Genomic DNA, 25668 nt, shown 5'->3' on the forward strand with positions numbered 1-25668 from the left:
GTTCATATTGCTGACTAGCCATTATAAGTGTTAGTAAAACTAAAAAAAATTATAAATATCAGCGCATTGCTCCTTAGCTTTTTGCCCTTTAACCTGCATGCAGCGGGCTGGACTAGCTTGCAACCCTATGTGCTCAGCATGGTTTTACTGTGCTCTTTTGGCGCCTTAATTCTGGCGCATGTCAGCATTTTAAAAATGCGCCGTTATCAGGCAAAACTTGAAAGCAGTGAAGAGCGGCTGCGGCTGTCACTCTGGGGCAGCGGCGATGAACTATGGGACTGGAATATCAGCAGTGGCGAGCTGTATCGCTCCAGCTCCTGGCTGCATCCGGTAGAGCTACAACCTAACACCAGCGATGTGCCGCCGAATAAGCAACAAATTCATCCACAGGATATTGACCGCGTCTGCCAGCAGTTACAGCTGCATCTGGAAGGTAAAACCAGCCACTTCGAAGCCACCTACCGGCTTAAAACTGCCGATCAGCACTGGACCTGGGTACTGGACCGCGGCAAAGCCGTAGAGTTTGCCAAAAACGGCAAACCCAGCCGCATGACTGGCACACTGAAAAACATTCACCAGATAAAACAAACAGAAGAGCAACTACAACTGTTTGCCCGCTGCCTGCAAACCATTTCCGATGCGGTGGTAATTTGCGATACCGATTTTAACATTATTGAGGTAAACCCGGCTTTTAGTAAAATTACCGGCAAATCCCGCGAATTAATGCTTAACCGCCGTTTTGAACTAACGATGTACCCCAGCCGGTTTATGCATGATATCCGCCACACACTGCACCTGCACGGCAGCTGGAGTGGTGAAATCCGTGAGCAGCGCCTTAACGCAGAAGTGTATCAGGCCGAGCTGACTTTCGATTTAATTAAAGATGACCTGGGTTTGGTCAGCCAGTATGTTGCTGTATTTTCTGACATTACCGAGCGAAAACTACGAGAGGCCGAGCTAAGCCGTCTGGCCAGTAGTGACACCCTGACCGGCCTGCCGAACCGGGCGGTATTTTTACAAAAGCTGGCACAACTGGTAACTGAAAAAACCGAGCACGCACTGCTGGTATTCGATTTAGATAACTTTAAAAAAATTAACGATTCCCTCGGCCATGAACTTGGTGACAACCTGTTGTGTAAACTGGCTGATCGTTTAAGTAATTATCAACGCTATCAGAACTGTTTGTATCGATTGGGGGGCGATGAGTTTGCCTTGCTGCTTGATCACACTAACGACCTGCACTTTATCACCTCACTGGCAAAAGAGCTGCTGGCGCTGATAAACCAACCGATATTGGTTAATCAGCATGAACTGGCCATTACCAGTAGCATTGGCATAGTATTGTTCCCGGATGATGGTAGCGATCCGCAGGCACTGCTGCGTAATGCCGATACCGCCATGTATCACGCAAAAAGCCAGGGTGCCAACCGCTATCTGTTTTTTAATGACTCGATGAACAAACTGGCAGTAAAACGGCTACAGGTAGAAAACCTTATCCGCCATGGCCTGAAAGAAAATTACTTCACTGTTTATTATCAGCCGAAAATGGATATTGTCACCGGCCGGTTAACCGGTATGGAAGCACTGGTGCGTTTTATTACCCCCAAGGGCGGCTTAATCAGCCCGGCCAGTTTTATTCCGGTAGCAGAAGAAACCGGCCAGATCATAGAAATTGGTGAAGTGGTTTTGCGTCAGGCCTGTAAGGATGTAAAACGCTGGATCGATCAGGATTTATTTCAGGGCCGGGTTGCAGTTAACTTATCTTCACGCCAGTTCAGCCTGCCATTTTTGTGTGAGCAGATAGACGATATTTTGCAGGAAACCGAACTGCCCTCTTATCATCTGGAACTGGAAATTACCGAAGGCACGGTAATGCAGTCGCCGCCGCAGGCGATTGACACCATGAAAAAACTACGCGCCCGTGGTATTCATCTGGCAATGGATGACTTTGGCACCGGCTATTCGTCACTGGCGTATTTAAAACAGTTTCCGCTAAACACGCTGAAAATAGACAAAGCTTTTGTCGACGACATGAACACCGCACGCGGCCGTAATATGGTAGACACCATAGTGACCATTGCGCATAACCTGAGCCTGACGGTAGTAGCTGAGGGCGTTGAACAAGCAGAACAGCTTGAGATGCTGCGTAAACTGCGCTGCGAAGTGATCCAGGGCTACTACTACAGTAAACCACTGTCTGCAGATGACTTTGCAGACTTTTTACGCCAGCACAAAATACAGCACAATAAACCGGTTGCTGTACCCGCGCTTAGCTAAGCTTATGCTGAACCGCAGCTACAAAAAAGCCCCGATAACGGGGCTTTAAGTTAGTCTGAGTCGGTCTCGACATAGGAAAAGTCGTCACTGCCATCGGCAATACGCTTTTTACCGAACACAGTATGAAACTTACGCTTTTCTGCCAGGCGCTGTTTGTATTTCAGCCAGGTTTTTTCAAACGCTGTGGTGGCAGGCTCTTCACCTTTACACACCAATATAAAACGTTTTTCCTCATCATTCACTGGTGCGCGGTTACCCTGCTCCAGCTCCTGCATTGCCACCCCATGTTTCTCCAGCATGTTACCTTCTGCCAGAGTAAAGCGCCCGGACCGCGTAAATCCTCTTGGGAAATTACGGTCATCGAAAAAGCGACGGTTAGCGACAAAACTTTGCTGCATCACTTTTTTCCTCTAATCTCGTTGAATATCAAGCCAGCCTGTTTAAACTGTGCGGAGTATGGTTAACAAAATTCCCGTCGTAAAACAAATATTTTTTATCGACACCATAAAAAAACTAAAGGATTCGATTTGGATACCGAACTGCTTAAAACCTTTATAGAAGTTCAGCGTACAAGGCATTTTGGTAAAGCCGCAGAAAATCTCTACCTGACCCAGTCTGCCGTTAGCTTCCGCATCCGTCAGTTGGAACAGCAACTTGGCGTTAACCTATTCAGCCGTTACCGTAATAATATTCAGCTTACCGCCGCCGGAGAGCGCTTATTACCGCATGCTGAGGCCATGCTGACAGCATTGCAACGAGCCCGCCAAGACGTTGCGGTAAGCGCTGAGCAGGCCCTGCAACTCTCTATCGCGGCTACCGCTAATGTGTGGGATGCGTTTTTATTGCAAGGCTTTATCAACATCCAAAGAGCGCTGCCGGGTTTATCCTGGCGGGCCGAATCGATGGGCAAAGATCAGATTGCCCGGCAAGTACTGGAGCGCCATCTCGATCTGGCTATTTTGTTTGATGCGCCCAAAATAGACGAAATGCAAATAGATAAGCTCGGAGATATAAAGCTATTACCCGTGACCACTTTTGCCAGCAACAATGCCGCAGAGGCTATGCAACAGCAATATATTCTGGTTGATTGGGGTACCGCTTTTGATATCCAGCATGCGCGTTTCTTCCCTGATTTACCGCCACCGCAGTTACGTACCGGCAGTGCGCGTATTGCACTGGAGCTGATGCAGCAAAGCGGCGGTTCGGCCTATTTGCCCGATACCATGGTAAAAAACCTGCTGGCTGATGCCAGCTTACGCCTGATTAAAGATGCGCCGGTAATGACGCGGGAACTGTTTGCTATATCCTTGCCCAAAGCCGCACAACGCAGCCAGATCAGCGATATTATTGCGCAATTGCGCACCATGCTACACAGCACCGCTAAATAACAACACTAGATATTCAGGGCCGGAATAACACGGTGTTGCGACCGTGCGCTTTATTAAGCTGCAGGCGCTTATGGCTGTTAAACAGGGGCAACAGCAGCGGGCCGGTAAATAAGGCCGCCAGCGCCCATTTAAACGCCTTCATGCCGCTGCGAAGCGCTGCAATATAAATACCAATGACGCTTAGCAACCATACTACCGGTAACACTAACACTTGCACCCCCTCAAAATAGCAACAGGCCGGTTATTATACCGGCCTGTTGCTATTACTGCTGTTAAGCTTTAGTTATAAAAACGCTGTTGCTGCTCGGCCATCGTTACCAATAACGGCGCTGGCGCAAAGCGGCTGCCAAACCGACTTTCCAGATTACGCAGTTGTGCTACCAGATTGGCAGCACCTAACTGATCGATATAACGGAATGGCCCACCCAAAAACGGCGGAAAGCCAATACCGAAGATGGCGCCGATATCACCGTCCCGCGCGCTGGCGATAATGCCGTCATCCAGACAACGCACAGCCTCGTTCAGCATTTGTACTACGCAGCGGTTGCTGATTTCATCGCTGTTAAGCCTCGGGGCTGGCGTAACACCCAGTACGCTATACACGCTTTCATCCACCAGCTTTTTACCTTTTTTGCCATTTTTGCCATACAGGTAAAAGCCTCTTTCGGTTTTCTTACCTTTGCGGCCATCAGCCAGCAGCTTATCAAAGGCGGCGGGCGCGGCAAAACGCTCGCCCAGCTCAGTGGTTAAAATAGGCGAAATTTTGGCACCAACGTCAATGCCCACTTCGTCGAGCAGGGTTACCGGACCAACCGGAAAACCAAATTTCACTAAGGCTTTATCTATTTTTTCTACCGGCTCACCTTCAAGCAGGATATTGGCCGCTTCGTTCATATACAGTGCCAGAATACGGTTAACGTAAAAACCTGCGCCATCTTTTACCACTATTGGCGTTTTGCCTTGTTTGCGCGCAAACGCCACTGTAGTGGCGATGGTTTGGGCGGATGTGGTCTTGTGTGCTATTACCTCTACCAGTGGCATTTTATCTACCGGTGAGAAATAGTGCAGGCCGATCACATTTTCTGGCCGGGCCGCTTTGGCTGCAATCTGACCTATTGGCAATGAGCTGGTATTGCTGGCAAAAATGGTGCTGTCAGCGCAATGCTGTTCAATATCAGCCACCATTTGTTGTTTTAAGGCTAAATCTTCAAATACTGCTTCTACCACGATATCAGCATCATGAAAACCGCTGTAGTCTGTAGTACCTGTGATTAACAGCAGTTGCTTTTGCATTTCAGCTTTGCTGATAAAACGACGTTTGAATTTTTTCTCCAGCAAAGAGTAACTGTATTTCAGCGCATTGCTGATCCCCTGCTCGCTAATGTCTTTAATACGCACCGGTATACCGGCTTTGGTGGCAGTAACATTGGCAATACCACCGCCCATTAACCCACCGCCCAGTACCGCGGCTTTACGCACTTTATTTGGCTTAGTATCGCCGGCGCCGCTTTCTTTTTTCATCTGGGTGGTAGCAAAAAACAAGCTACGCAGTGCGGCCGATTCTTTGGTCATACAAAGCTCACCAAAAGCTTTGGCCTCAGCGGCTAAGCCGGCTTGCATACCACTGTCAACACCGGTTTTTATTACATCAAGGATTTTCAACGGTGCCGGGTAATTACCCTGGGTTTTCTGCAGTGTTTGCTTGCGTGCCTGGCTAAATAAGATATTGCGGCCAAAAGGGGTACGCTCCAGTACTTTGCCAACCAGGTTTAATTTTGGCTGCTCGCGTTGTGGCTTACCTTTAAGCGCGCGCTTCACTGCGGCCTCTAACAGAATACTGTTTGCGACCACTTCGTCCACCAGTCCGGCTTTTTTTGCCTGCGCCGCACGCAGTTGCTTGCCGGTTAGTATCATATCCAGTGCTTTTTGCAGGCCAACTAAGCGTGGCAGACGCTGAGTGCCACCACTGCCGGGTAATAATCCCAGCTGCACTTCAGGCAGGCCCAGCACGGTTTTACTGTCATTGCTGGCGACTCTGGCATGGCACGCCATTGCCAGCTCTAAACCACCACCCAGGCAAGGACCGTGAATAGCCGCCACTAACGGGATAGATAATTGCTCAAGCTGATCAAACATTTGCTGGCCCATACGGCCAATAGCTTGCGCTTCTTCGGCAGTTTTACAGCCGTCGAGCATTGAAATATCCGCCCCGGCAATAAAGGAGTCAGGCTTGCCACTGATAAACACCAGGCCTTTTAACTGGTTGTTGGCTTTTATCTGTGCCAGCAGTGCAGATATTTCATCGGCAAAGGCGGCTTTTAATACGTTCATTGACTCGCCGGCGATATCCATCGTGATAACGCCAATCTGATCATCGCGAATTTGCAGGCTGAAACTGGTTGCTGTTGTCATTATTCTGTCTCCACTATCATCGCCGCGCCCAAGCCACCTGCTGCACAGGCAGTGGTTAAGCCAATACCGCCACCACGGCGTTTTAATTCATTCAGAGTTTGCACGATTAAGCGGGTACCGGTTGCCGCAAACGGGTGGCCATAAGCCAGTGAGCCGCCCTGAACATTAAATTTGGTCATATCAATGTCACCAATAGCAGCTGAGCGCCCCAGCTTTTCTTCAGCAAATTTTTTGCTGACAAACATTTTCACATTGGCCAGTGTTTGCGCTGCAAAGGCTTCGTGCATTTCAATCAGCGTTAAGTCATTTAAAGACATGCCAGCACGGTCCAGCGCAATCGGTGTGGCATAAGATGGCCCCATCAGCATGTCGTCATACACATCTATCGCGGCAAAAGCATAACTGCGGATATAACCCAGCGGCGCATACCCCAGCGCTTTAGCACGGCTTTCCGTCATCATTAATACCACGGATGCGCCGTCGGTCAGAGGTGTGCTGGTAGCGGCTGTGACGGTGCCATGAACACGGTCAAATACCGGTTTTAATTTACTGTAGGATTCCAGCTTAGAATCCTGACGGATATTATTATCGATATCTAAAAAGCGCGAATACGGCTCAACGTGCGCAGTCATTACTTCATCTTGCATCACGCCGCTTTGCCAGGCCTGGGTCGCTAAACTGTGAGAGCGGTGCGCCAGCGCGTCCTGATCGGCCCGGCTGATATGGTGGGTTTTTGCCATTTGCTCGGCGGTATCGCCCATCGATAAACCAGTACTGTACTCGGCCACCGCTGGAGGTACCGGTAATAAATCTTTTAAACCCAAACGGCGGAAAATAGCCAGTTTCTGGCCGAAAGTACGCGCTTTATTTAAATCTACCAGTGCCCGGGCCAGCTTTTTGCTGACACCAATCGGCAGTACTGAGCTGGAGTCTGCCCCGCCCGCTAAACCAACTTGGGTAATACCGGCCATCATCGATTCAGCCACACTGACCACAGACTGGAAACTGGTAGCACAGGCCCGGGTAACACTAAACGCATCGGTATGCACATTCATGCCGGTACCCAGCACAATTTCGCGGGCAATATTGGGAGCTTCAGGCATTTGTACTACCTGACCATACACCACCTGCTCAATTAATTTTACATCCAGCTCGCTTCTGATCAGCAGCTCGTTTACCACCAGTTTGCCCAAATCCAGTGCCGAAACACCATGAAATTCAGTAGCCTGTTTGGCAAAAGGTGTACGCAGGCCACTAACAATGGCGATCCGATCGCCCTGGCGGGTGGTAAGTTTAATTGGCGAGCTCATAGTGTTCCTCTTGTTATCAATATTACAGGTCTGACCTGTATTGTTGAGATCGATTGTAACGACAGTCGCTGAAAATTAAAACACTTGTTTTAATGCAAACGGAACCATATTTAGGTTATAACGTCTTAGCCTAGCCCGTTTTTTCGGCCAATGGCGATAAAACAACCAATAAATCCAATTAATTAAGACAGATAACATTATGGTGAATGCGTTTTCCGGCTTAAAAGCCTATCTGGACAGCCAGGTACTGGGTCAATCTGAACTTACTGAAGGTATTTTGCTGGCATTGCTGGCAAATGGTCATTTACTGGTAGAGGGCCCGCCGGGCCTTGCAAAAACCCGCGCCGTAAATGCACTGGCGCATGGTGTTGAAGGCCAGTTTCACCGCATTCAGTTTACGCCGGATCTATTACCAGCCGATTTAACCGGCACCGACATTTACCGCCCGGAAACCGGCCAGTTTGAATTTCAAAGCGGCCCGCTGTTTCATCATATTATTCTGGCTGACGAAATAAACCGCGCCCCGGCCAAGGTGCAATCTGCACTGCTTGAAGCCATGGCTGAAAAGCAAGTTACCGTTGGCCGCAAAACTTACCCGTTGCCAGAGCTGTTTCTGGTTATGGCGACACAAAACCCATTAGAGCAGGAAGGCACCTACCCCCTGCCTGAAGCCCAGCTAGACCGCTTTTTACTGCATTTAAAAGTCGATTACCCGGATGCGGCTACTGAACTGGCGATACTGCAACTAACCCGCGGCGAAGCGCTGTCTGGTGAGCAAGCTGCGGTGTCGGCCATCAGCCAGGCCGATATTTTTGCTGCACGTAAAGCCATTTTGCAACTGCATATGGCCGAAAGTCTGGAACATTATATTGTGCAACTGATTATGGCCACCCGTAACGCCAAAGCATACAGCGAAAAACTGGCCAGTTGGATTGGTTATGGTGCCAGCCCGCGTGCCACTATTGCCGTAGAGCGCTGTGCCCGGGCTAAAGCCTGGCTGGCGGGCCGTGACTTTGTTACGCCGGATGATATTCAGGCCGTATTTCATAACGCCCTGCGCCACCGTTTAATTCTGACCTATGCCGCAGAAGCTGAAGGCATCACTACTGATGATGTACTGAGCGAAATTCTGCGTCTGGTGCCGTCTGCCTGATATGAGCGTTCAGTTGTCTGCCCAGCAATGGCTGGCACAAAACGGCACTAATGGCACGGCGCCTGGCCTGACAGAACTGCTGTGGTATCAGCGTTATACCAAAGTGCTTAATTTAACCCCTGGTATGGCGATCCAAAGCAAACTGGCAGGTACTTATCTGGCCAAAAGCAAAGGCCGTGGCATGGAGTTTGATGAAGTACGGCATTACCAGAGCGGTGATGATGTACGCACCATTGACTGGCGTGTTACTGCCCGCACCGGCAAAGTACATACTAAGCTGTTTCGCGAAGAAAAAGAGCGGCCGGTTTTTATTCTGACCGATCTTGGCAATAGCATGCGCTTTGGCTCCAGTTTACTGTTTAAGTCGGTACAGGCTGCCCACTTAGCCGCGCTGATTGCCTGGCACGTTAAACAACGTGGCGACAAACTCGGTGGCCTGGTATTTAGCCAGCAGCAACACTTTGAACTTAAACCGCAAAGCCGCAGCCATGGCGTGTTGCGCTATTTTCATGCGTTAACAGAAGTACATCAAACTACCGCTGCGAACCGTGGCCTGAGTTTAAACGAAGCGCTCAGCCAGTTACGCCGTTTGGTTCGCCCCGGCAGTCTGGTTTATCTGTTGTCTGACTTTAACGATTTTAACGACGATGGCCTGCGCCATATCCGTGCGATTCGCCAGCACAACGAAGTAACCTGCTGCCCTATCAGCGATCCGCTCGATTTAATGCTACCGTTAAACAGCCATGGCATCGCCGCGGTAAGTGACGGCACTGACACCGGTTATATTGAACTTGGCAGCAGCACACTAAAACAACGCTATGCCAGCCAGCAGCAACATGCCCGGTTGCTATTGCAGCAGCATATCAGCCAACTTGGTTGTAAGTGGTTGCCGGTTAGCGCTGCCGAGCCGGTACTAAGCCAATTAGAGAGAAAGTGGTATGGCTGATACACATTCGCCGTTAGACCAGCTGGCCGATATCAGTGAACCTGCGCTGCAAACAGGTTTTGCGCTGGCTCCTGTATGGTGGTTACTCCTGATACTAGTGCTTTCTGCTGTGGCGTATTTATTACTGCGGCTATATAAACGCTGGCGTTATTTCGCTGCCAGACGCCAGGCTTTACAGCTACTGGAGCAGATATCGATTGAACCCGATGCCGCGGCACAAATTAATCAACTGTTAAAACGGGTGCTGCAGCATTATCAGCCGTCACACCCGGCACTAACGCTGCCCCCACAACAATGGCAAAGCTGGCTGGCACAGCAGCACAGTAAGCCCTTACCGGATCTGACCCGTCTGCTGTATCAGGCAGGCAGCGACAGCAGTGCTAATGAGCAATTTTACCAGTTTGCAAAAGCCTGGCTCAGCAACTATCGCGGTAAAGCACAACCCACCGCAACCAACAGCACGGAGGCTGCCAATGCTTGATTTTGGTTACCCCTGGCTGGCATTACTGGCACTGGCGCCTTTATTACTGCGGCTAAAACGCCGTGCAGCCTCTGAAGCCACTCTAACACTGCCTGCTCTGGCTAAACTGGCGTCATCTGATAAACAGGTTGAGCGCAGCTGGTTCAGTTTAAGCTCTGTACTGGCGCTGCTGATTTGGCTGTTACTGGTGGTATCTGCAACCCAACCGCGTTGGCTGGGTGAGCCTGTGTCTTTACCACAGCAAGGCCGCGATTTAATGCTGGCACTGGATTTATCCGGTTCAATGGAAATTGCGGATATGCAGCATCAGGGCCAGAGCATTAACCGGCTCGATGCGGTAAAACTGGTAGTAAGCGACTTTATTAAACGCCGTCAGGGCGACAGAATTGGTTTAATTTTATTTGCCGACGCCGCTTATCAGCAAACTCCGCTGACGTTTGATTTAATCACTGTGCAAAAAATGCTGGATGACAGCGTGTTGCGCCTGGTAGGCACCCGCACTGCCATTGGCGAAGCTATAGGTTTAGCGGTAAAGCGGCTAAATACTTATGAAAGCTCAAACAAAGTACTTATTTTACTTAGCGACGGCGCCAATACTGCCGGTAATATTCAGCCGCTTGAAGCCCTGCAGCTGGCTAAAGCCGCCGGGGTAAAAATTCATACCGTCGGTGTCGGAGCAGAGCAAATGATGCAACAAAGCGTCTTTGGCCGGCGCATGGTTAACCCGTCGCAGGATCTGGACGAAGCCTTATTAACCCGGCTGGCCAGCGAAACCGGTGGCCGTTACTTCCGGGCCCGCGATTTAAATGAGCTAAATCAGATTTACCAACTGATAGACCAACTGGAACCCATAGAGCGCGACAGTGTAACCTACCGGCCACAACGTAGTTTGCTGCACTGGCCGCTGGCGCTGGCGCTGTTGCTGTCATTTATGTTGGCAGCACGCAACATATACTGGCGTGGAGTATTTAAACATGCTGGCTGATTTTCACTTTTTGCGTCCTTTATGGTTACTGGCTGCCCTGCCCGTGCTGCTATTTGGTGTATTGCTGTATTACTACCGCCGCGAGCAAAGCCCGTGGCACAGCCTTATTGCGCCGCATTTACAGCAGGTGTTACTCGGCGGCCAGCTACTGATAAAGAAACAACCACTGGCATTACCCCTGCTGATGCTGTGCTGGCTTATCACGACACTGGCGCTGGCAGGCCCCAGTTGGCAAAAACTGCCGCAACCAGCATTTGCGCTGAAAAAAGCCACCGTACTGGTACTGGATATGTCGTTGTCGATGCGCGCTACCGATATGGCGCCCGATCGGCTGACACAGCAGCGCTTTGCCGCACTGGATTTTACTGAGCAATTAAAGGAAGGCGAACTGGCCCTGCTTAGCTTTGCCGGCGATGCGTTTGTTATTTCGCCGCTAACGCCGGATCATAATAATATCCGCTTACTAATCCCCGATTTAAAGCCCGAAATTATGCCTGCACAAGGCTCTAATTTACTGGCTGCACTGCAACAGGCAGATAAACTGCTGCGTCAGGCCGGTTATGTCAGAGGCGATGTGGTGGTTTTTACAGATGGCTTTGACAACAATAGTTTGCGTGACATACAAGACTTACTGAATAACTGGCCACACCGGCTATCGGTGTTAGGTTTTGGTACTGAAGCTGGTGCTCCGGTTAAACTGGAAAGCGGTGAACTGCTAAAAAGTGCCACCGGTGCTGTGGTAGTGCCAAAACTGCCACAAGCTCAGTTAGCAGCACTGACTAAGCGCAGCGGCGGTGTTTATGTACAGGCTACTGCCTCGGCTATTTCGCTGGATGATCTGGTTAACTTACCGGCGCTTTCCGCGCTGGATCAGGCCGATTCAGGCAAGCAAATTCAGGGTGACCAATGGCAGGACAATGCCGTTTATCTGATCTGGTTATTATTACCGCTGTTATTGCTGCAACGTAAATACAGCAGCCTGCTTAGCCTTGGTGTATTAATGCTGTTGCCTTACCAGGCCGATGCCGTGGAATGGCGCGACTTGTGGCAGACCAAACAACAACAGGCGAAACAAGATTATGTCAGCGGTGATTTTGCGGCGGCACAGCAAAAGTTTAACGATCCTTTATGGCAAGGTAATGCAGCTTATCGCAGTGGCGACTATATGGCAGCAGAGCAGGCATTTCGCCAGGCGGCAGAGCAAAGCCCCGGTACAGATGCCCTGCATAATCTGGGTAACAGCCTGGCACAGCAACAACGCTATGAAGAGGCACTGGCAGCTTATCAGCAAGCTTTGCAGCAAAATAAAGACTTTGCCCCCGCCCAAAAAAACGCCGATTTAATGCAGCAGTTACTGCAACAGCAGGAACAGGAAAAACAGCAGCAAGAGCAGCAACAAAACCAGCAGCAGGACGGCGATAAACAACAACAGCAAGACGCTGATGGCGAACCACAAAGTGACGAAAATGCCGATAGTGAGGCGGATAACGAAGCCGACGCCGACAGTGAATCGCAGCAAGAAAGTGACCGGCAGCAACAAAATGCTGAGCCAGAGCAGCAGGAACCCGCTGAGCAACAGCAAATGCCGGCAGAAGAAAATGACCAGCAAGATCAAGCTGAGCAGGAACAGCTGCAAGCGGTGCATGAAGCCTGGCCTAATGCCACACCGGAAGAGCAACAGCAACTGGATAATCTGCTGCGTAAAGTGCAGGACGACCCTGCCCTGCTGCTACGCAATAAAATGTATTTAGAATATTTAAAACGCCAACAACAGCGTTTACCCAAGGGAGTTGATGAACAATGGTAAAAGGTGTGCTGCTGGCAGCCGTGCTGCTGCTGAGTTTGCCGTTACAGGCACTGACACAGCTCAGCGCCAGCGTTGATAAAAACCCGGCCTTGCGCGGTGAAGCCGTTACACTCGAAGTTACCGCTAACGCCAGAGTTGCAGCTGATGCTATTAATTTCAGGGTACTGGAATCAGATTTTACTGTCATGGTGCCATCGGTCAGCACCAGCACTCAGATCATCAACGGCCAATCGAGCCAGAGTACTATCTGGAGAATTGTGCTGCTACCCAAAAAAGCTGGCAGCTACACCATACCAACATTCACCTTACAGGGCCTTAGTACACAACCTATCAGCTTAGAGGTGCTTAACGAAACAGCACAAAATAACAACAGCAGCAATACCGAACTGTTCCTGCAAGGTAGTATGGAGCAGCAGCAATTATATGTGCAGCAATTAAGCTATTATCAGGTAACGATTTATTTTAATGGCGACCTACAGCGCGGCTCTTTATCAGAGCCGCAAATGGACGACGCCAGTATTATGCAGGTTGGTCAGGATGCCGAAGGTACTGAGCTGGTTAACGGCATTCGTTACCGCACTATTACCCGCCGTTACGCCATTACACCGCAGCGCAGTGGCAATTTCACCATTACTCCGCCAACCTTCAGCGGTGAAATGATTGACCGCGACAGCGCCCGCTATAACTATTTTGCCCGCACTAAAACGGTAGTGCAGCAGGCCGAACCGATAGACGTAGTCGTGAATGCTATTCCGGCTGATTTTCCGGGAAACTGGCTGGTAGCCGGCCTGGTAACGTTAACGGAAGAATGGAGCCCGGACATTAGCAAGTTAAAACAAGGTGAACCGGTAACACGGATTATTACCTTATCTGCGGTAGACGTAGCAGAAAATCAGTTACCTGATTTAAAACAAGGTTTTCCTGATGGCCTGCGGCTATATCAAGAGCAGCCACAAGCTAAAAGTGCCGAACGCAACGGCCGTCTGGTGGCGCAGAAAATTTTTACCACCGCCGTGATTGGCAATGTTGAAGGTGAACTGGAGCTGCCAGAAGTATCTTTAGCCTGGTGGAACAGCCAGACCAATAAACTTGAACATGCCCGCCTGCCTGCCCGCACACTGAGTGTTGCACCCATCGCAGGCGCCGCAGAGCAAAGCACAACTATATCGCCTGCGCTGAATGTTGCCCCTCCTTTAGCAACACCAGCCCGCAGCAGCGAAGCGTCGCCATGGCAATGGAACTATACAAGCAGTTTATTGCTGGCTATCTGGCTGTTAACCCTGCTTGGCAGTTATGTATTATGGCGGTTAAAAGCCCACGTTAAGCCTGCCATGCAAACACAAAACCGGGTACGCTTTAACAACACCGAACTGAAACGCGCCTGCAAACAGGGCGATGCAACAACAGCCAAAGCAGAGCTGTTACGTTTTGCCCATCAACAACTGGATCAGCGCTGCCAGTCTTTAACTGAGATGAGCGCTTATATTCACCCGGCCGAACTTAAAAACCAGCTTATAAAACTAAATGCTGCTTTATATGGCAATGATGCTGCCACCTGGCAAGGTGATCCGCTGTGGCAGGCATGGCAGCAATATGATGCAGGCAGACAAAACAGTAGCGTTTCTGCTGGCTTGCAACCGCTCTATCCACAATAGCACTTCTGGCTCGCCACACTTTACCTGCCCTCCGGGCATGCTTACCGTTTAACGCTGGTAAGCATGCCCGCAACTTGTTAGCATAAATACGTTAACTCAGCCTGATCCCGTATCAGGTATTTTTTTGTACTGTATTTTGGTGAACCATATTTTTTGGTTGGCCACTGGTTTTTGGTTAGCCACTGGCTAACCAAAGCTCAGAGCAGCTTATATAAGGAGAAACTGTTTTGGAAACAGGCACTATTATTTCATTGGGAATATATTTTATCGCCATGTTGGCGATAGGGTTATACGGTTACAAAACGTCCAGCGATGATGTTTCAGGCTATATGCTCGGTGGCCGCAAACTGGGCCCTGGTGTTACTGCGTTGTCGGCGGGTGCATCAGATATGAGCGGATGGATGCTGCTTGGCGTACCCGGCGCCATGTACTTGTCGGGTGTCAGTAGTGTTTGGATTGCTGTGGGTTTACTTATTGGTGCCTATCTTAACTACCTTATCGTTGCACCAAGGCTAAGGGTATACACCGAAGTAGCAAACGACTCGATTACCATTCCGGATTATTTTGAAAACCGCTTTGCTGACAAAACCCGCTTACTGCGTATTGTATCCTCTGTCGTTATCGTTATTTTCTTTACGCTTTATACTTCATCAGGTGTAGTTGGCGGCGGTAAACTATTCGAAAGCTCGTTCGGTTTAAGCTACGAGCTGGGCCTTTACGTAACAGCCGGTGTGGTGGTGGCTTACACCTTATTTGGCGGCTTCCTGGCAGTGAGCATTACCGATTTTGTCCAGGGCTGTATTATGTTTATTGCCCTGATCCTGGTGCCCGTGGTTGCCATAGATCATCTGGGCGGCTTAAGCTCGGTTTTTTCGCAGGTTACAGCGCTTAACGCAGATTATATCGACCCTTTAACTAACGCCGAAACAGCTCAAGCCTTATCAGCTCTGGGTATCATCTCTTTATTGTCCTGGGGTTTTGGTTACTTTGGCCAGCCACACATTATTGTACGTTTTATGGCAATACGCTCGGTAAAAGATATTAAAGCTGCACGTCGTATTGGTATGAGCTGGATGCTGGTGACTATAATTGGTGCAGTAATGACCGGCTTGGTGGGTATAGCTTACGTTGCCAACACCAAAATGACATTAAGCGATCCTGAAACTATCTTTATCGTGTTTTCTGAGTTTTTGTTTCACCCGTTAATTTCCGGCTTTTTGCTGGCGGCAATTCTGGCCGCGATTATGAGCACAATTTCATCACAATTGCTGGTAACATCCAGCTCACTGACAGAAGATTTTTACAAAACCTTTGTTAAACGTGATGCCAGCCAGCACGAACTGGTTATGGTAGGACGTTTATCTGTGCTGGCAGTAGCGTTGGTTGCCATTGTGCTGGCGTATGACAGAGACAGCTCTATTCTGCAGCTGGTAAGCAATGCCTGGGCTGGTTTTGGTTCAGCCTTTGGCCCTCTGGTAGTGCTAAGCTTGTACTGGAAACGTATGACCTTCGCCGGCGCATTAAGCGGTATTGTTAGCGGTGCTGCAACTGTCTTATTCTGGATTTTCGTACCTGTATTTGAAAACGGCGATACGCTAAGCAGTGTGGTATATGAAATTGTTCCAGGCGTTATTGTCAGCACTGTAACTATTATTCTAGTCAGTAAACTAACAAAACAGCCTTCCGCTGAAGTAAAACAGCTATTTGAGCAGATGCTGGTTAAACTAAAACAAGCTTAAAAACACTTACCTGTAAAGATCAGCCGGGGAGCAACAAAAAGTTGTATCCCCTGCTGACAATTTTTTGCTAAATTACAAATTCAGCGTTTCCTTATGAGACCATACGTCTATGTATTTTTATGCGGCCCGCCAACCTATTCTCAATCGTAATAAAGAACTATACGCCTACGAGTTATTATTTCGCGATGGCCTTGAAAATGCATTTCCAGACATAGACGGCGACGAAGCAACGTCTCGTATGGTTGAAGGTAGCCAGTTTAGTTTCGGGCTGGATGATTTTCTCGGTGATAAACCCGGCTTTATCAATTTCACCCTGGATACTCTGCAAAAAAAATATCCCGCTATGCTACCCAAAGAACAGGTTGTAGTAGAAATACTGGAAACCATACAACCGGGTAAACGCTTGCTGGCTGAATGCCAGGATTTAAAAGAAAAAGGCTATGTGCTGGCTTTGGATGACTATATTCATCAACCGGTTTGGCGGCACTTTTACCCTTTTATCGACATAATAAAGATCGATTTTCGTTCTACCTCAACCGATACTATTACTGATATTAAGCAAGCTATTGCTGATTTTCCGCATATTAAGTTGCTGGCCGAAAAAGTAGAAACTAATGAAGAGTTTCAGGTAGCCCTTGATCTTGGTTTTAGTTATTTCCAGGGATACTTTTTCTCCAAACCTGAAATGATGCAAAGTAAAGCCTTGTCACCGGCGCAAATGACGCTGGCAGAATTGCTGTATGAAACATCTAAATCAGATCTAGATCTCGGTAAAATTACTCAGGTATTTCAGCGTGATGTGCACCTGTCATACAAATTACTGCGCTACAGCAACTCCACTATTTTTAAACGTCGCTCAGAAATTGAAACCATAAAACAAGCTTTGGTTGTGCTGGGCCAGGCTGAACTTAAGAAATTTCTGTCGTTATTATTTACCTCACAAATCAGCAGTGATAAACCGGCAGAGTTAATGCGTTTATCAATGACCCGTGCCCGCTTTGCCGAGGGTATTGCCGAGCTGCATGGCAAAGTAGATACCGCCAAAGCTTTTCTTACCGGCATGATGTCGCTGATGGATGCAATTCTGGACGAATCTATAGACAGTGTCATGAGCAAACTGCCTTTAGCTAAGGAAATTAAAGATGCGCTGGTTATGCGCCAAGGCGTGTTGTCGGAGTACATAACCTTAATCCAGTTTTATGAACAAGGCCAGTGGCAAGAAGCTAATCAGGCAATCAATATGCTGCAATTACAGTCAGATAAAGTGCCTGATGCCTATCATACGGCAGTGCAGTGGGCTAATGAGCAAATGAAAGCCCTTGGAGACTAACCCAAGGGCTGCTCCTGTTTTTAATAACTGAGATAAGGGCCAATTTTAGCCGCTAGTTTTTCGCCAATGCCTTTTACCTGAGTTAGCTGCGCCTGATCTTTAATCGGGCCATTTTCTGCAATGTAATCCAGCACGGCCTGGGCTTTTTTCTTGCCTAAACCAGGAATTGCATCAAGTTGATCCAGCGTGGCAGTGTTGATATTTACCTTTTGCACATTATGCGCAGCAGCGCTGGCTTTGGTCACTTCAGCTGCAGATTGCGTCTGCGCCAGACACTGGTTTGCAGTTAAGGTTAATAATGTCATGCCCACAGCAATAGCTAGTTGTTTCATTGTTTCATCCTTAAAGTGCTCCCCTATCCCTGAAGACGTCCTCGACTACAGCCTGACATACCACGGTTGGCATTATTCCGGCAGGCAGGCTACCCAATCAGCATCGGAGATCTATGAATGCCAACATTTTTAAATTAGCCAATAAATTCACATTTGCAAATTTTAATTAACCTAAATCCGATTTAGTTAGCAATAACATTCAGCGCTAATTAAGACATCTGCGACTAAGCTGCTGTCAGAAGCTCAAAAAAGGTGCTGAAGTGTGATGGAAAAGCAAAGATAAGTCTTTGACACACATTGATGATTGCCGCTGAATTAATAGTTCGGTACAGTACCGCTGATACATTATGGAGAGAACAATGCTTCGCACTAAGGTACTTCTGATCATAATTGCACTGCTGTTTAGTGCTACCTCTGCTGCCATGACGTCACCTAAACGACATGCTGTGTCAAAAGAACAAGCTGCAACCCTGGCTCAACAGAGATATCCGGGTAAAATCGTCAAAGTTCAAACCGAGCAACAAAATTATCGCATCAGAGTGTTACAATCTGATGGCCGCGTGGTAACAGTATTAGTTGATGGCCGTTCCGGCCAGGTGCAAAGGGAAGGAAATTAATGCGTTTATTAGTTGTTGAAGATGAAAACCTGCTGGCTCAGCAAATTAAAGAACAACTGCAGCAGCAACAATTTAGCGTTGACGTTGCGACCGATGGTGATGATGGCTGGTTTAAATTGTCTGAGTATCCTTATGATCTGGCAATTATTGACATCGGTTTACCGAAAATGGATGGCCTGACACTGATCCGTAAAGCCAGACAAAAAGCGCTTAAAACGCCAATTATTGTGTTAACCGCCCGTGGCAGCTGGCAGGAGAAAGTTGAAGGGCTGGATGCAGGTGCTGATGATTATCTGACTAAACCCTTTCATACCGAAGAGTTGCTGGCCCGTTGTAATGCGTTAATACGCCGTGCAGCTGGCCAACCGGAACCTACGCTGTCAGCAGGCCCTATTGCACTAAATAGCCGCACCCAACAGGTTTGGGTGCGCGAGGAAGAAATAAACCTTACGGCTTACGAGTACAAAGTACTTGAATACTTTATGCTTAACCCGAACAAGGTAATTTCAAAAACAGAACTAACCGAACACATTTATGATCAGGACTTTGATCTGGACAGCAATGTTATTGAGGTTTTTGTACTGCGACTGCGCAAAAAGCTGGACCCGGATGGCGAAACTAAGCCCATAGAAACACTGCGTGGCAGAGGCTATCGCTTCACAATGACAGTAGCCTGATATGGCACTGTCATTAAAGCTGAGGCAGCTGCTGATCAGCATTTTTTTGCTGCTGTTGCTGCTTCCCAGCTCTTTTCTGGCGATTGATCGTGCGTTTTACACACAGCTTCTGACTAACACAGAACAGAAGCTGGAAGTGCATATGTACGCTATGTTATCTGAACTTAGCGTGTCAGAAGACAAAGTTGAGCTAATCAACAATACTCTGGCGCCAGATTTTTACCGGCCAGACTCTGGGCTAAGCGCTTTTATTACCCATGAACAGGATTTAGTCTGGCAGTCGGACTCGTCACTGAACCAGAACTTTGTGCCACCGGCAGACGAGATGCCGCCAGGCGAGCATTTATTCCGCCAGGTTACACAACACGGCGTGCAGTATTGGGTTTTATCAATCTCATTATTATTTGATGCCGAAGATTATACCCGGCCACTTAGTATGCATGTGGTACAAACCCATGAACGTTTAATAGCTCCGCAAAAGACATTTCGCGCGACGTTAATTCAGTGGTTTATCGGCATCGGTATTATGCTGCTGTTATTAATGCTGCTGGCCTATTACTGGACTACTAAACCTCTGTCACGGCTGGATCATGAAATCCGCCGGGTTGAAAATGGCAGCCAGGAACAACTGACCGGCCGCTATCCGGCAGAACTGACCATTATTAAAGAAGACTTAAATTTACTGCTGCAAAACCAAAACCGGCAAAAGCAGCGCTACCGCCATCACCTTAGCGATCTGGCTCATGCCCTGAAAACGCCTGTAGCTGTATTACAAACCTCAGCCCTTAGCCAGCAGCCGGAGCTTAAAGAGCAGCTGGATCGTATTACCGCCATGATTGAGCACCAGCTTAAACGTGCAAGCAGTTCAGGCCAGGATATCTGGAAAAAGCAAATTACCGTTAAACCGTTAATAGAGAAGCTTACCTCGGCGCTGCAGAAAATTTACCGCGATAAGAATGTTGCCTTTACTGTAGATTGCGCTGCTAACGCAGTATTTCGCGGTGATGAGACAGACTTAATGGAGATTCTGGGCAATCTGCTCGACAATGCCAGTAAAGCCTGTCGGCATCAGGTTTATGTCACCATTGGCCAAAACCCGTTCAGCCTCTGTGTTGAAGACGATGGCCCAGGTGTACCAGTGGCAAAGCGGAAGCAATTGTTTGAGCGCGGTACCAGGCTGGATACTTATCGTGAAGGCCATGGCGTAGGGCTGGCTATTGTTGCTGAGCTGGTTGAGTCCTATTCCGGTGAACTGGTATTAGATGACAGCCCGCTCGGTGGTGCCCGTTTTAGCGTGAAATTTAACTAAATACACTCTCCGGTGTCCCGGTGCTGATCGTGCCGGACAAACCGGGCGTAATGGCATACTGAATTTCTAATTTGAGTTGGATACCATCTGATGGAACTGAATAACCCCGCCGTAATAAAAATTAAAAACTTACGTCTGCGTACCTACATTGGTATTAAAGATGAAGAAATAAACAATAAGCAAGACGTGGTCATTAACGCGAAAATTCATTACAGCGCCGCCGATGCTGCTAACACAGATGATATGGACAAGGCGCTTAACTACCGCACTATTACTAAAAAGATTATTGCACTGGTTGAGCAACAGCGCTTTTCTTTATTAGAAAAACTGACAGCAGAAGTGCTGGCCATTGCTGCCGAACACCCCTCAGTGCGTTATGCCGAAGTAGAAATTGATAAACCCCACGCCCTGCGTTTTGCAGATTCCGTATCGCTTACCCTGTCGCTGAATAAATAACTTCTATACTGAGGTTGTGTTCAACGCTGTCAGCAAGGTTTATCTATGCATATTTTACTGACCGGCGGCACCGGTTTAATTGGCTCAGCGCTGGTAAAACAATGGCTTAACCAGCATACGTTGGTTGTACTAACACGAGATCCGGCCAGAGCTCTGCAACGGCTGGGGCCAGAGGTAAGCACAGTACAGTCATTGCAGCAGGTTGACTTTAACCAGATTGATGCTGTGATAAACCTGGCTGGCGAGCCTATTGTCGGTAAGCGCTGGAGTCATGCACAAAAGCGCCTGCTGTGTGAAAGCCGCTGGACGATAACGGAACAATTGGTTGCTGCGATTAAAGCCGCCAGTTCACCGCCGTCGGTACTGATCAGCGGTTCTGCTATCGGTATTTATGGCCGCCAGCAACAACAGTTTATTGATGAAGACTACCAGCCGTTTTATGCTGAATTTTCATCTGAACTATGCCAGCGCTGGGAGCAATTGGCATTGAAGGCTCAGTCTGAAAATACCCGTGTCTGTCTGTTGCGTACAGGCATAGTGCTGGCAAACGAAGGTGGCGCATTACAAAAAATGTTACCACCATTTAAGCTTGGCCTGGGTGGTCGTATTGGTACTGGTGAGCAGTATATGTCGTGGGTGCATTTGCAAGACATGCTGCGTTTAACTGACTTTTTGCTGCAGCACCCTACATTGACCGGGGCGTTTAACGCTACGGCACCTAACCCGGTAACTAATGCTGAATTCAGCCAGCAACTGGCCAGTGTATTGCACCGTCCGGCCCTACTCCCCATGCCGACCTTTGTGCTTAAGCTTATGCTCGGTGAAATGGCCGATTTGTTACTCACCGGCCAGCGGGTTATACCAGCAAAACTGCAGCATGCCGGTTTTACATTTAACTACACTCAACTACACGATGCATTAGAGGCGCTGCAAGGTTAACCTTGCAGCACTTTACGCATTAGCTGGGCACCGGGCATACGCAGCAGCCGCTTGAGCTGCCACCAGCCAAGCAAGGTTACTGCCACTACACCTAATACAGGCCCCAGCCACCACAAATGGTAATGCAACTGAAACGGCATATTAAATACCCGCTGCTGCACTATCACCAGCATTAACTCAGCCAGAATGGTGGCAAATAAACCGGCCATAGCACCCAGCAAGGCAAACTCAAGCATCAAAGCATTACGCAAAAATGCATACTGGGCCCCTAAAGTACGCAAAATAGCCAGTTCCTGCTCACGCTGCTCCAGCGTAGCCTGCACCTGAGCTACCAGCACTAATCCGGCGGCCAGACAGATAATCACCAGGATAAAACTAAGTGCTACTGTCACTTGCTCAATAATATCATTTACCTGTTTTATAATATTATCTACGCTTATTACCGTTACCGTGGGCATTAAACGCGCCAGTTGGTTCAGCAATTGGTTACGCTCAGGCTGCAGATAAAATGCAGTGATATAAGTAGCTGGAAAATCTGCCAGTAAGTCAGGACTTAAAATCATATAAAAATTCGGCTGCAGACTGTTCCAATCGACTTTGCGAATACTGCTTACTTTAGCACTTTTAGGTTCACCACCAATAGAAAACACCAGCGAATCACCCAATTTTAACGCCAGTCGCTCAGCCAGCTCGGCTTCCACGGACACTTGCGCAGTCGCTGTGCTGTCAAACCAGTTACCTGCGGTAATTTGATTATTGGCCGGCAACTCTGACAGCCAGGTCAGGTTTAGCTCACGCCCTACCCCTACGCGCTGCTGGCTGCGATCTTCTTTAGTAGCTTCTTGCTGCAGTTGCTCGTCATTAACTGACAATAAGCGGCCACGTACTACAGGATAATAGGCGTCCAGCTGCAAATTATGCTGCAAGGCAAACTGGTTCAGATCGACGCGTTGCTGTTCAGTAATATTAACCAGAAACTGGTTTGGCGCACCTGGAGGGATTTGCCGCTGCCATTGGCCAATTAGCTCTGCACGCAGAAAATACAGTAACAAGCCAAGAAAAATGGCCAGACTAAACGTGATCAACTGAAAACTATTCGCCCAAAGCCGACGACGTAAATTGGCTAACGCCAGACGCCTGGCGCTGCTTTGTCCGGCAGCCACCGGTTTTGCCAGCCGCACCAGCAAACTGGCGCCGCCAAGCAGCAGCAAAGCAAACAAGCCACAAAGCAAAAATAAGCCAATACTTAAAATAAATTCACCGCTAAACAGCCACATTAGGCCCCAGATGGCGACACCACCGCAGACCAATTGCAGTTTATCCAGGCCTAGACTTGTTGCCGGTTGCTTTAGCACATCTATTGCTGCAGTTTGAGATAATCGCCACATAGGCCGGGCTGCGAATAACAAGGCACAAATAGCACAGGTTAGTATTCCCAGCCAAAGCGGACGCCAACTAAACTCAGCCCGGTAATCGCTGAGAAACTGCGTAATGCCCCATTGTGCGGCTTGTATAGTAAGTTGCCCGGCAATAGCGCCGCAAAGCAGACTGAACATAACCACCAGCAACAGGTGACTACCATAAATAAGCCTGATTTGCGCTGTAGTGGCGCCCAGAGCTTTGATTACAGCTACCGACTGGGTGTGTCGCTGACTATAGCGACCAGCCGCCACAGCAGCCGCACAGGCAGCTAAAACAATACCCAATAGCCCTGCCAGCAGTAAGAAACGCTCTGCACGTTCCAGTGCACTGCCAATGGCAGATTCGCGGTCCATATCCTGCCAGCGCTGATGTGCTGTCAGCTGTGGGGTCATCTGAGTTTCAAAACTGGCCAGATCTGCCGTAGCACCGGCAATTAAAAAACGATAGCCAATACGGCTGCCAGGTTGCACAATTTGCGTTGCACCGACATCTTCCAAATGCATCAGTACCCGTGGTGCTCCGCCAAAAACGCTTAGGGGCGCGTCAGGTTCATTGGCAATAACGCCATTGACGGTAAGGCTTAACATGCCTATCTCAACTTTGTCACCTGGTGCTATACCCAGTAAGTTAAACAGGCGCTCTTCAATATACACTGAACCGGGTTCCAGATTGCCATCCTCACCACTGCCTATATTCTCTGACTTTTTAAGCAACAGCTCGCCACGTAATGGATAGCTGCTGCTCACTGCTTTTATTGTTGCCAGCTGCATACTGTCACCGGCGAACAACATAGAATCAAACTGCATTTGCGTAGCCGTTGCCAGATTATTCTGCAGCGCAAGTTCAATCACGGCCGGATCAAACGGTTGGCTGGAGCGCAGTACTTTATCTGCAGCGGTAAACTGAGCACTGCGTTGCATCAGGGCACTTTTCACCCCCTGCGTAATGCCACTGAGGCTAACCACTGAACCTACCGCCAGAAATAAAGCAAAAGCGATAACCCATAACTCACCACGGCTTAATTCGCGCCAAAACAGGCGCCAGGCGATACTAGCCCACATGCGCCATTTCCTCATCTGCACTAACAAAACGTCCGGCCTGCATCCGGTGTTGTCGCTGACAACGAGCGGCCAGTTCGTCATTGTGTGTTACCAAAACCAGTGTAGTGCCCTGCTCAGCGTTTAAACTAAACAGCAAATCTTCAATTTTACGTCCTGTTGTAGCATCAAGATTTGCTGATGGCTCATCGGCGAACAGCACTGCAGGCCGTGTAATAAAAGCCCGAGCTATTGCAACACGCTGTTGTTCACCACCAGATAATTGCGCCGGATAAAAATGCGCACGCTGTGCCAGGCCAACCTGCTGCAATAATTCCAGCCCGCGCTGTCTAGCCTGTTTATCGCCGGCAAGCTCAGCTGGCAAAGTCACGTTTTCCAGCGCAGTCAAACTGGGTAATAGCAAAAACGATTGAAATACAAAACCCACATCTCTGGCACGGATTGCCGCACGTTGATCTTCTGACAGCGTATGCAGCAAGTGCCCGGCTAAGTGCACTTCACCGGCAGTAGGTACATCCAGCCCGGCCAGCAAACTCAATAGTGTTGACTTACCAGAGCCTGAAGCACCGACAATAGCAACTGTCTCAGCACGATTGATAGTCAGACTGATATCATGCAGGATAGTGAGTGAACCATCGGTAACTTTGACGCTCTTAGCCAGATTAACCGCTTTAATATGAACTTCAGGTATTTTCATCATGCGTATTTTCTTAATTTTGTTAATCGGATTTTTCAGTCAGGTCTGTTTTGCACAAAAATTACTGATCCTTGGCGACAGCCTTAGTGCAGCTTATGGCATGCAGCAGCAACAGGGGTGGCCACACCTGCTACAACAGCAACAGGAAGACTGGCAGTTGATTAATGCCAGCATCAGCGGTGAAACTACTGCTGGCGGATTAGCGCGTTTACCCGCACTGTTAAAACAACATCAACCAGATGCGGTATTAATTGAGCTTGGCGGTAACGATGGCCTGCGCGGTTTTGCCATTGATACTGTGCAATCGAACCTCAATAACATTATTTCATTGATACTGCAGAGTAATGCCACACCGGTGTTAATGCAAATACGCATTCCGCCAAACTATGGACCACGTTACGGCAGACAATTCAGTGATTTATACCCGCAACTGGCAAAAAAACATCAAATAACACTATGGCCGTTTTTTATGGACGACATTGCCATCAACAGTGAGCTTATGCTAGCAGATGGCATACATCCGAACAGCCAGGCACAGCAGCAGATTAGTGAATTTGTCGGCAAGCTATTGGCAGCGTTAAAAACAGACTAGCGGAGTTTGAAACAGAATAGGTAAAGACTCAAGGATGAGTTTGTTAGCGGATGTGTATTGGTAAATTCAGACTATGACGCGAAATG

The 25668-nt window shown here is 48.6% G+C and carries 23 protein-coding genes; 16 read left to right on the forward strand and 7 right to left on the reverse strand.

All coding sequences use genetic code 11. From position 1 onward, the window contains the following. Nucleotides 1–138: 138 nt before the first annotated feature. Nucleotides 139–2277: a putative bifunctional diguanylate cyclase/phosphodiesterase gene (locus MJX74_RS06690; protein ID WP_240221917.1), complete on the forward strand. Its 2139-nt coding sequence runs from the start codon at nucleotides 139–141 to the stop codon at nucleotides 2275–2277. Nucleotides 2278–2327: 50 nt separating this feature from the next. Here the strand turns inward: MJX74_RS06690 and MJX74_RS06695 are convergent, their stop codons facing one another. Next, nucleotides 2328–2675 carry a MaoP family protein gene (locus tag MJX74_RS06695; RefSeq protein ID WP_068235379.1) on the reverse strand — a complete coding sequence of 116 codons (348 nt, stop codon included), beginning with the start codon at nucleotides 2673–2675 and terminating at the stop codon, nucleotides 2328–2330. Nucleotides 2676–2804: 129 nt separating this feature from the next. On the opposite strand from MJX74_RS06695, the gene hdfR reads away from it, so the two are divergent. Beyond that, complete coding sequence (gene hdfR, locus MJX74_RS06700; RefSeq protein ID WP_240221919.1) at nucleotides 2805–3665, forward strand: HTH-type transcriptional regulator HdfR; 861 nt, start codon at nucleotides 2805–2807, stop codon at nucleotides 3663–3665. A 13-nt stretch (nucleotides 3666–3678) separates the two neighbouring features. Here the strand turns inward: hdfR and MJX74_RS06705 are convergent, their stop codons facing one another. The 3 genes from MJX74_RS06705 to fadI all read right to left on the reverse strand — a co-directional run bounded on the left by MJX74_RS06705 (nucleotide 3679) and on the right by fadI (nucleotide 7387). Further along, a complete protein-coding gene (locus MJX74_RS06705) occupies nucleotides 3679–3876 on the reverse strand; it encodes a hypothetical protein (protein ID WP_240221921.1) in 198 nt (65 codons plus the stop codon). 68 nt (nucleotides 3877–3944) lie between these two features. Continuing rightward, nucleotides 3945–6077 (reverse strand): fatty acid oxidation complex subunit alpha FadJ, encoded by a 2133-nt coding sequence (gene fadJ / locus MJX74_RS06710; protein ID WP_240221923.1) that lies wholly within the window; start codon nucleotides 6075–6077, stop codon nucleotides 3945–3947. Next, a complete protein-coding gene (gene fadI, locus MJX74_RS06715; protein ID WP_240221925.1) occupies nucleotides 6077–7387 on the reverse strand; it encodes an acetyl-CoA C-acyltransferase FadI in 1311 nt (436 codons plus the stop codon). The genes fadJ and fadI overlap by 1 nt, the downstream gene beginning before the upstream one ends. 199 nt (nucleotides 7388–7586) lie before the next feature. Here fadI and MJX74_RS06720 point away from each other — a divergent pair, with 199 nt between their 5' ends. From MJX74_RS06720 to MJX74_RS06755, 8 genes are all read left to right on the forward strand, one after another. After that, nucleotides 7587–8540, forward strand: coding sequence for an AAA family ATPase (locus tag MJX74_RS06720; protein ID WP_240221927.1), 954 nt, complete (start codon nucleotides 7587–7589; stop codon nucleotides 8538–8540). Nucleotide 8541: 1 nt separating this feature from the next. Then, nucleotides 8542–9486: a DUF58 domain-containing protein gene (locus MJX74_RS06725; protein WP_240221929.1), complete on the forward strand. Its 945-nt coding sequence runs from the start codon at nucleotides 8542–8544 to the stop codon at nucleotides 9484–9486. Next, nucleotides 9479–9967, forward strand: coding sequence for a DUF4381 domain-containing protein (locus tag MJX74_RS06730; RefSeq protein ID WP_240221931.1), 489 nt, complete (start codon nucleotides 9479–9481; stop codon nucleotides 9965–9967). Before MJX74_RS06725 ends, MJX74_RS06730 begins: the two co-directional genes overlap by 8 nt. After that, nucleotides 9960–10952: a vWA domain-containing protein gene (locus MJX74_RS06735; protein ID WP_240221932.1), complete on the forward strand. Its 993-nt coding sequence runs from the start codon at nucleotides 9960–9962 to the stop codon at nucleotides 10950–10952. Before MJX74_RS06730 ends, MJX74_RS06735 begins: the two co-directional genes overlap by 8 nt. Continuing rightward, nucleotides 10942–12759 (forward strand): VWA domain-containing protein, encoded by a 1818-nt coding sequence (locus tag MJX74_RS06740; protein ID WP_240221933.1) that lies wholly within the window; start codon nucleotides 10942–10944, stop codon nucleotides 12757–12759. Before MJX74_RS06735 ends, MJX74_RS06740 begins: the two co-directional genes overlap by 11 nt. Beyond that, nucleotides 12753–14414 carry a BatD family protein gene (locus MJX74_RS06745; protein WP_240221934.1) on the forward strand — a complete coding sequence of 554 codons (1662 nt, stop codon included), beginning with the start codon at nucleotides 12753–12755 and terminating at the stop codon, nucleotides 14412–14414. The genes MJX74_RS06740 and MJX74_RS06745 overlap by 7 nt, the downstream gene beginning before the upstream one ends. 272 nt (nucleotides 14415–14686) lie before the next feature. Continuing rightward, a complete protein-coding gene (gene putP, locus MJX74_RS06750) occupies nucleotides 14687–16153 on the forward strand; it encodes a sodium/proline symporter PutP (RefSeq protein WP_240222485.1) in 1467 nt (488 codons plus the stop codon). A gap of 109 nt (nucleotides 16154–16262) precedes the next feature. Beyond that, nucleotides 16263–17483 (forward strand): EAL and HDOD domain-containing protein, encoded by a 1221-nt coding sequence (locus tag MJX74_RS06755; RefSeq protein ID WP_240221935.1) that lies wholly within the window; start codon nucleotides 16263–16265, stop codon nucleotides 17481–17483. 20 nt (nucleotides 17484–17503) lie between these two features. On the opposite strand, the gene MJX74_RS06760 is transcribed toward MJX74_RS06755, so the two are convergent. Then, nucleotides 17504–17815 carry a ComEA family DNA-binding protein gene (locus MJX74_RS06760; protein ID WP_240221936.1) on the reverse strand — a complete coding sequence of 104 codons (312 nt, stop codon included), beginning with the start codon at nucleotides 17813–17815 and terminating at the stop codon, nucleotides 17504–17506. A 359-nt stretch (nucleotides 17816–18174) separates the two neighbouring features. Between MJX74_RS06760 and MJX74_RS06765 the strand changes: the two genes are divergently transcribed. The 5 genes from MJX74_RS06765 to MJX74_RS06785 all read left to right on the forward strand — a co-directional run bounded on the left by MJX74_RS06765 (nucleotide 18175) and on the right by MJX74_RS06785 (nucleotide 21813). Continuing rightward, nucleotides 18175–18432, forward strand: a complete 258-nt coding sequence (locus MJX74_RS06765) for a PepSY domain-containing protein (protein WP_240221937.1) — start codon at nucleotides 18175–18177, stop codon at nucleotides 18430–18432. Continuing rightward, a complete protein-coding gene (locus tag MJX74_RS06770) occupies nucleotides 18432–19109 on the forward strand; it encodes a response regulator transcription factor (RefSeq protein WP_068235334.1) in 678 nt (225 codons plus the stop codon). The genes MJX74_RS06765 and MJX74_RS06770 overlap by 1 nt, the downstream gene beginning before the upstream one ends. A 1-nt stretch (nucleotide 19110) precedes the next feature. Continuing rightward, complete coding sequence (locus tag MJX74_RS06775; protein WP_240221939.1) at nucleotides 19111–20418, forward strand: ATP-binding protein; 1308 nt, start codon at nucleotides 19111–19113, stop codon at nucleotides 20416–20418. A 90-nt stretch (nucleotides 20419–20508) separates the two neighbouring features. Further along, nucleotides 20509–20874 (forward strand): dihydroneopterin triphosphate 2'-epimerase, encoded by a 366-nt coding sequence (gene folX, locus MJX74_RS06780; RefSeq protein WP_068235332.1) that lies wholly within the window; start codon nucleotides 20509–20511, stop codon nucleotides 20872–20874. A 45-nt stretch (nucleotides 20875–20919) separates the two neighbouring features. Then, nucleotides 20920–21813 (forward strand): TIGR01777 family oxidoreductase, encoded by an 894-nt coding sequence (locus tag MJX74_RS06785; protein WP_240221941.1) that lies wholly within the window; start codon nucleotides 20920–20922, stop codon nucleotides 21811–21813. On the opposite strand, the gene MJX74_RS06790 is transcribed toward MJX74_RS06785, so the two are convergent. Both MJX74_RS06790 and MJX74_RS06795 read right to left on the reverse strand, forming a co-directional pair. Continuing rightward, nucleotides 21810–24296 carry an ABC transporter permease gene (locus MJX74_RS06790; protein ID WP_240221943.1) on the reverse strand — a complete coding sequence of 829 codons (2487 nt, stop codon included), beginning with the start codon at nucleotides 24294–24296 and terminating at the stop codon, nucleotides 21810–21812. The two genes, MJX74_RS06785 and MJX74_RS06790, sit on opposite strands and share 4 nt — an antisense overlap. Beyond that, a complete protein-coding gene (locus MJX74_RS06795) occupies nucleotides 24286–24993 on the reverse strand; it encodes an ABC transporter ATP-binding protein (protein WP_240221944.1) in 708 nt (235 codons plus the stop codon). Before MJX74_RS06795 ends, MJX74_RS06790 begins: the two co-directional genes overlap by 11 nt. Here MJX74_RS06795 and MJX74_RS06800 point away from each other — a divergent pair. Next, on the forward strand, nucleotides 24992–25582 hold the full coding sequence (locus MJX74_RS06800) for an arylesterase (RefSeq protein WP_240221945.1): 591 nt from the start codon (nucleotides 24992–24994) through the stop codon (nucleotides 25580–25582). The genes MJX74_RS06795 and MJX74_RS06800 overlap by 2 nt on opposite strands. The last annotated feature ends 86 nt before the right edge of the window (nucleotides 25583–25668 follow it).

The sequence above is a fragment of the Rheinheimera hassiensis genome (genome assembly GCF_022436675.1).
In the GTDB taxonomy this organism is placed as follows: domain Bacteria; phylum Pseudomonadota; class Gammaproteobacteria; order Enterobacterales; family Alteromonadaceae; genus Alishewanella; species Alishewanella hassiensis.

Bases quoted from the DNA above. Each gene is read 5' to 3' on its own strand.
- MJX74_RS06690 (WP_240221917.1), top strand. From the start codon at position 139: ATGGTTTTACTGTGCTCTTTTGGCGCCTTAATTCTGGCGCATGTCAGC.
- MJX74_RS06695 (WP_068235379.1), bottom strand. From the start codon at position 2,675: ATGCAGCAAAGTTTTGTCGCTAACCGTCGCTTTTTCGATGACCGTAAT.
- fadJ (WP_240221923.1), bottom strand. From the start codon at position 6,077: ATGACAACAGCAACCAGTTTCAGCCTGCAAATTCGCGATGATCAGATT.
- fadI (WP_240221925.1), bottom strand. From the start codon at position 7,387: ATGAGCTCGCCAATTAAACTTACCACCCGCCAGGGCGATCGGATCGCC.
- MJX74_RS06720 (WP_240221927.1), top strand. From the start codon at position 7,587: ATGGTGAATGCGTTTTCCGGCTTAAAAGCCTATCTGGACAGCCAGGTA.
- MJX74_RS06725 (WP_240221929.1), top strand. From the start codon at position 8,542: ATGAGCGTTCAGTTGTCTGCCCAGCAATGGCTGGCACAAAACGGCACT.
- MJX74_RS06730 (WP_240221931.1), top strand. From the start codon at position 9,479: ATGGCTGATACACATTCGCCGTTAGACCAGCTGGCCGATATCAGTGAA.
- MJX74_RS06735 (WP_240221932.1), top strand. From the start codon at position 9,960: ATGCTTGATTTTGGTTACCCCTGGCTGGCATTACTGGCACTGGCGCCT.
- MJX74_RS06740 (WP_240221933.1), top strand. From the start codon at position 10,942: ATGCTGGCTGATTTTCACTTTTTGCGTCCTTTATGGTTACTGGCTGCC.
- MJX74_RS06745 (WP_240221934.1), top strand. From the start codon at position 12,753: ATGGTAAAAGGTGTGCTGCTGGCAGCCGTGCTGCTGCTGAGTTTGCCG.
- putP (WP_240222485.1), top strand. From the start codon at position 14,687: ATGTTGGCGATAGGGTTATACGGTTACAAAACGTCCAGCGATGATGTT.
- MJX74_RS06755 (WP_240221935.1), top strand. From the start codon at position 16,263: ATGTATTTTTATGCGGCCCGCCAACCTATTCTCAATCGTAATAAAGAA.
- MJX74_RS06760 (WP_240221936.1), bottom strand. From the start codon at position 17,815: ATGAAACAACTAGCTATTGCTGTGGGCATGACATTATTAACCTTAACT.
- MJX74_RS06765 (WP_240221937.1), top strand. From the start codon at position 18,175: ATGCTTCGCACTAAGGTACTTCTGATCATAATTGCACTGCTGTTTAGT.
- MJX74_RS06770 (WP_068235334.1), top strand. From the start codon at position 18,432: ATGCGTTTATTAGTTGTTGAAGATGAAAACCTGCTGGCTCAGCAAATT.
- MJX74_RS06775 (WP_240221939.1), top strand. From the start codon at position 19,111: ATGGCACTGTCATTAAAGCTGAGGCAGCTGCTGATCAGCATTTTTTTG.
- folX (WP_068235332.1), top strand. From the start codon at position 20,509: ATGGAACTGAATAACCCCGCCGTAATAAAAATTAAAAACTTACGTCTG.
- MJX74_RS06785 (WP_240221941.1), top strand. From the start codon at position 20,920: ATGCATATTTTACTGACCGGCGGCACCGGTTTAATTGGCTCAGCGCTG.
- MJX74_RS06790 (WP_240221943.1), bottom strand. From the start codon at position 24,296: ATGTGGGCTAGTATCGCCTGGCGCCTGTTTTGGCGCGAATTAAGCCGT.
- MJX74_RS06800 (WP_240221945.1), top strand. From the start codon at position 24,992: ATGCGTATTTTCTTAATTTTGTTAATCGGATTTTTCAGTCAGGTCTGT.
- MJX74_RS06795 (WP_240221944.1), bottom strand. From the start codon at position 24,993: ATGATGAAAATACCTGAAGTTCATATTAAAGCGGTTAATCTGGCTAAG.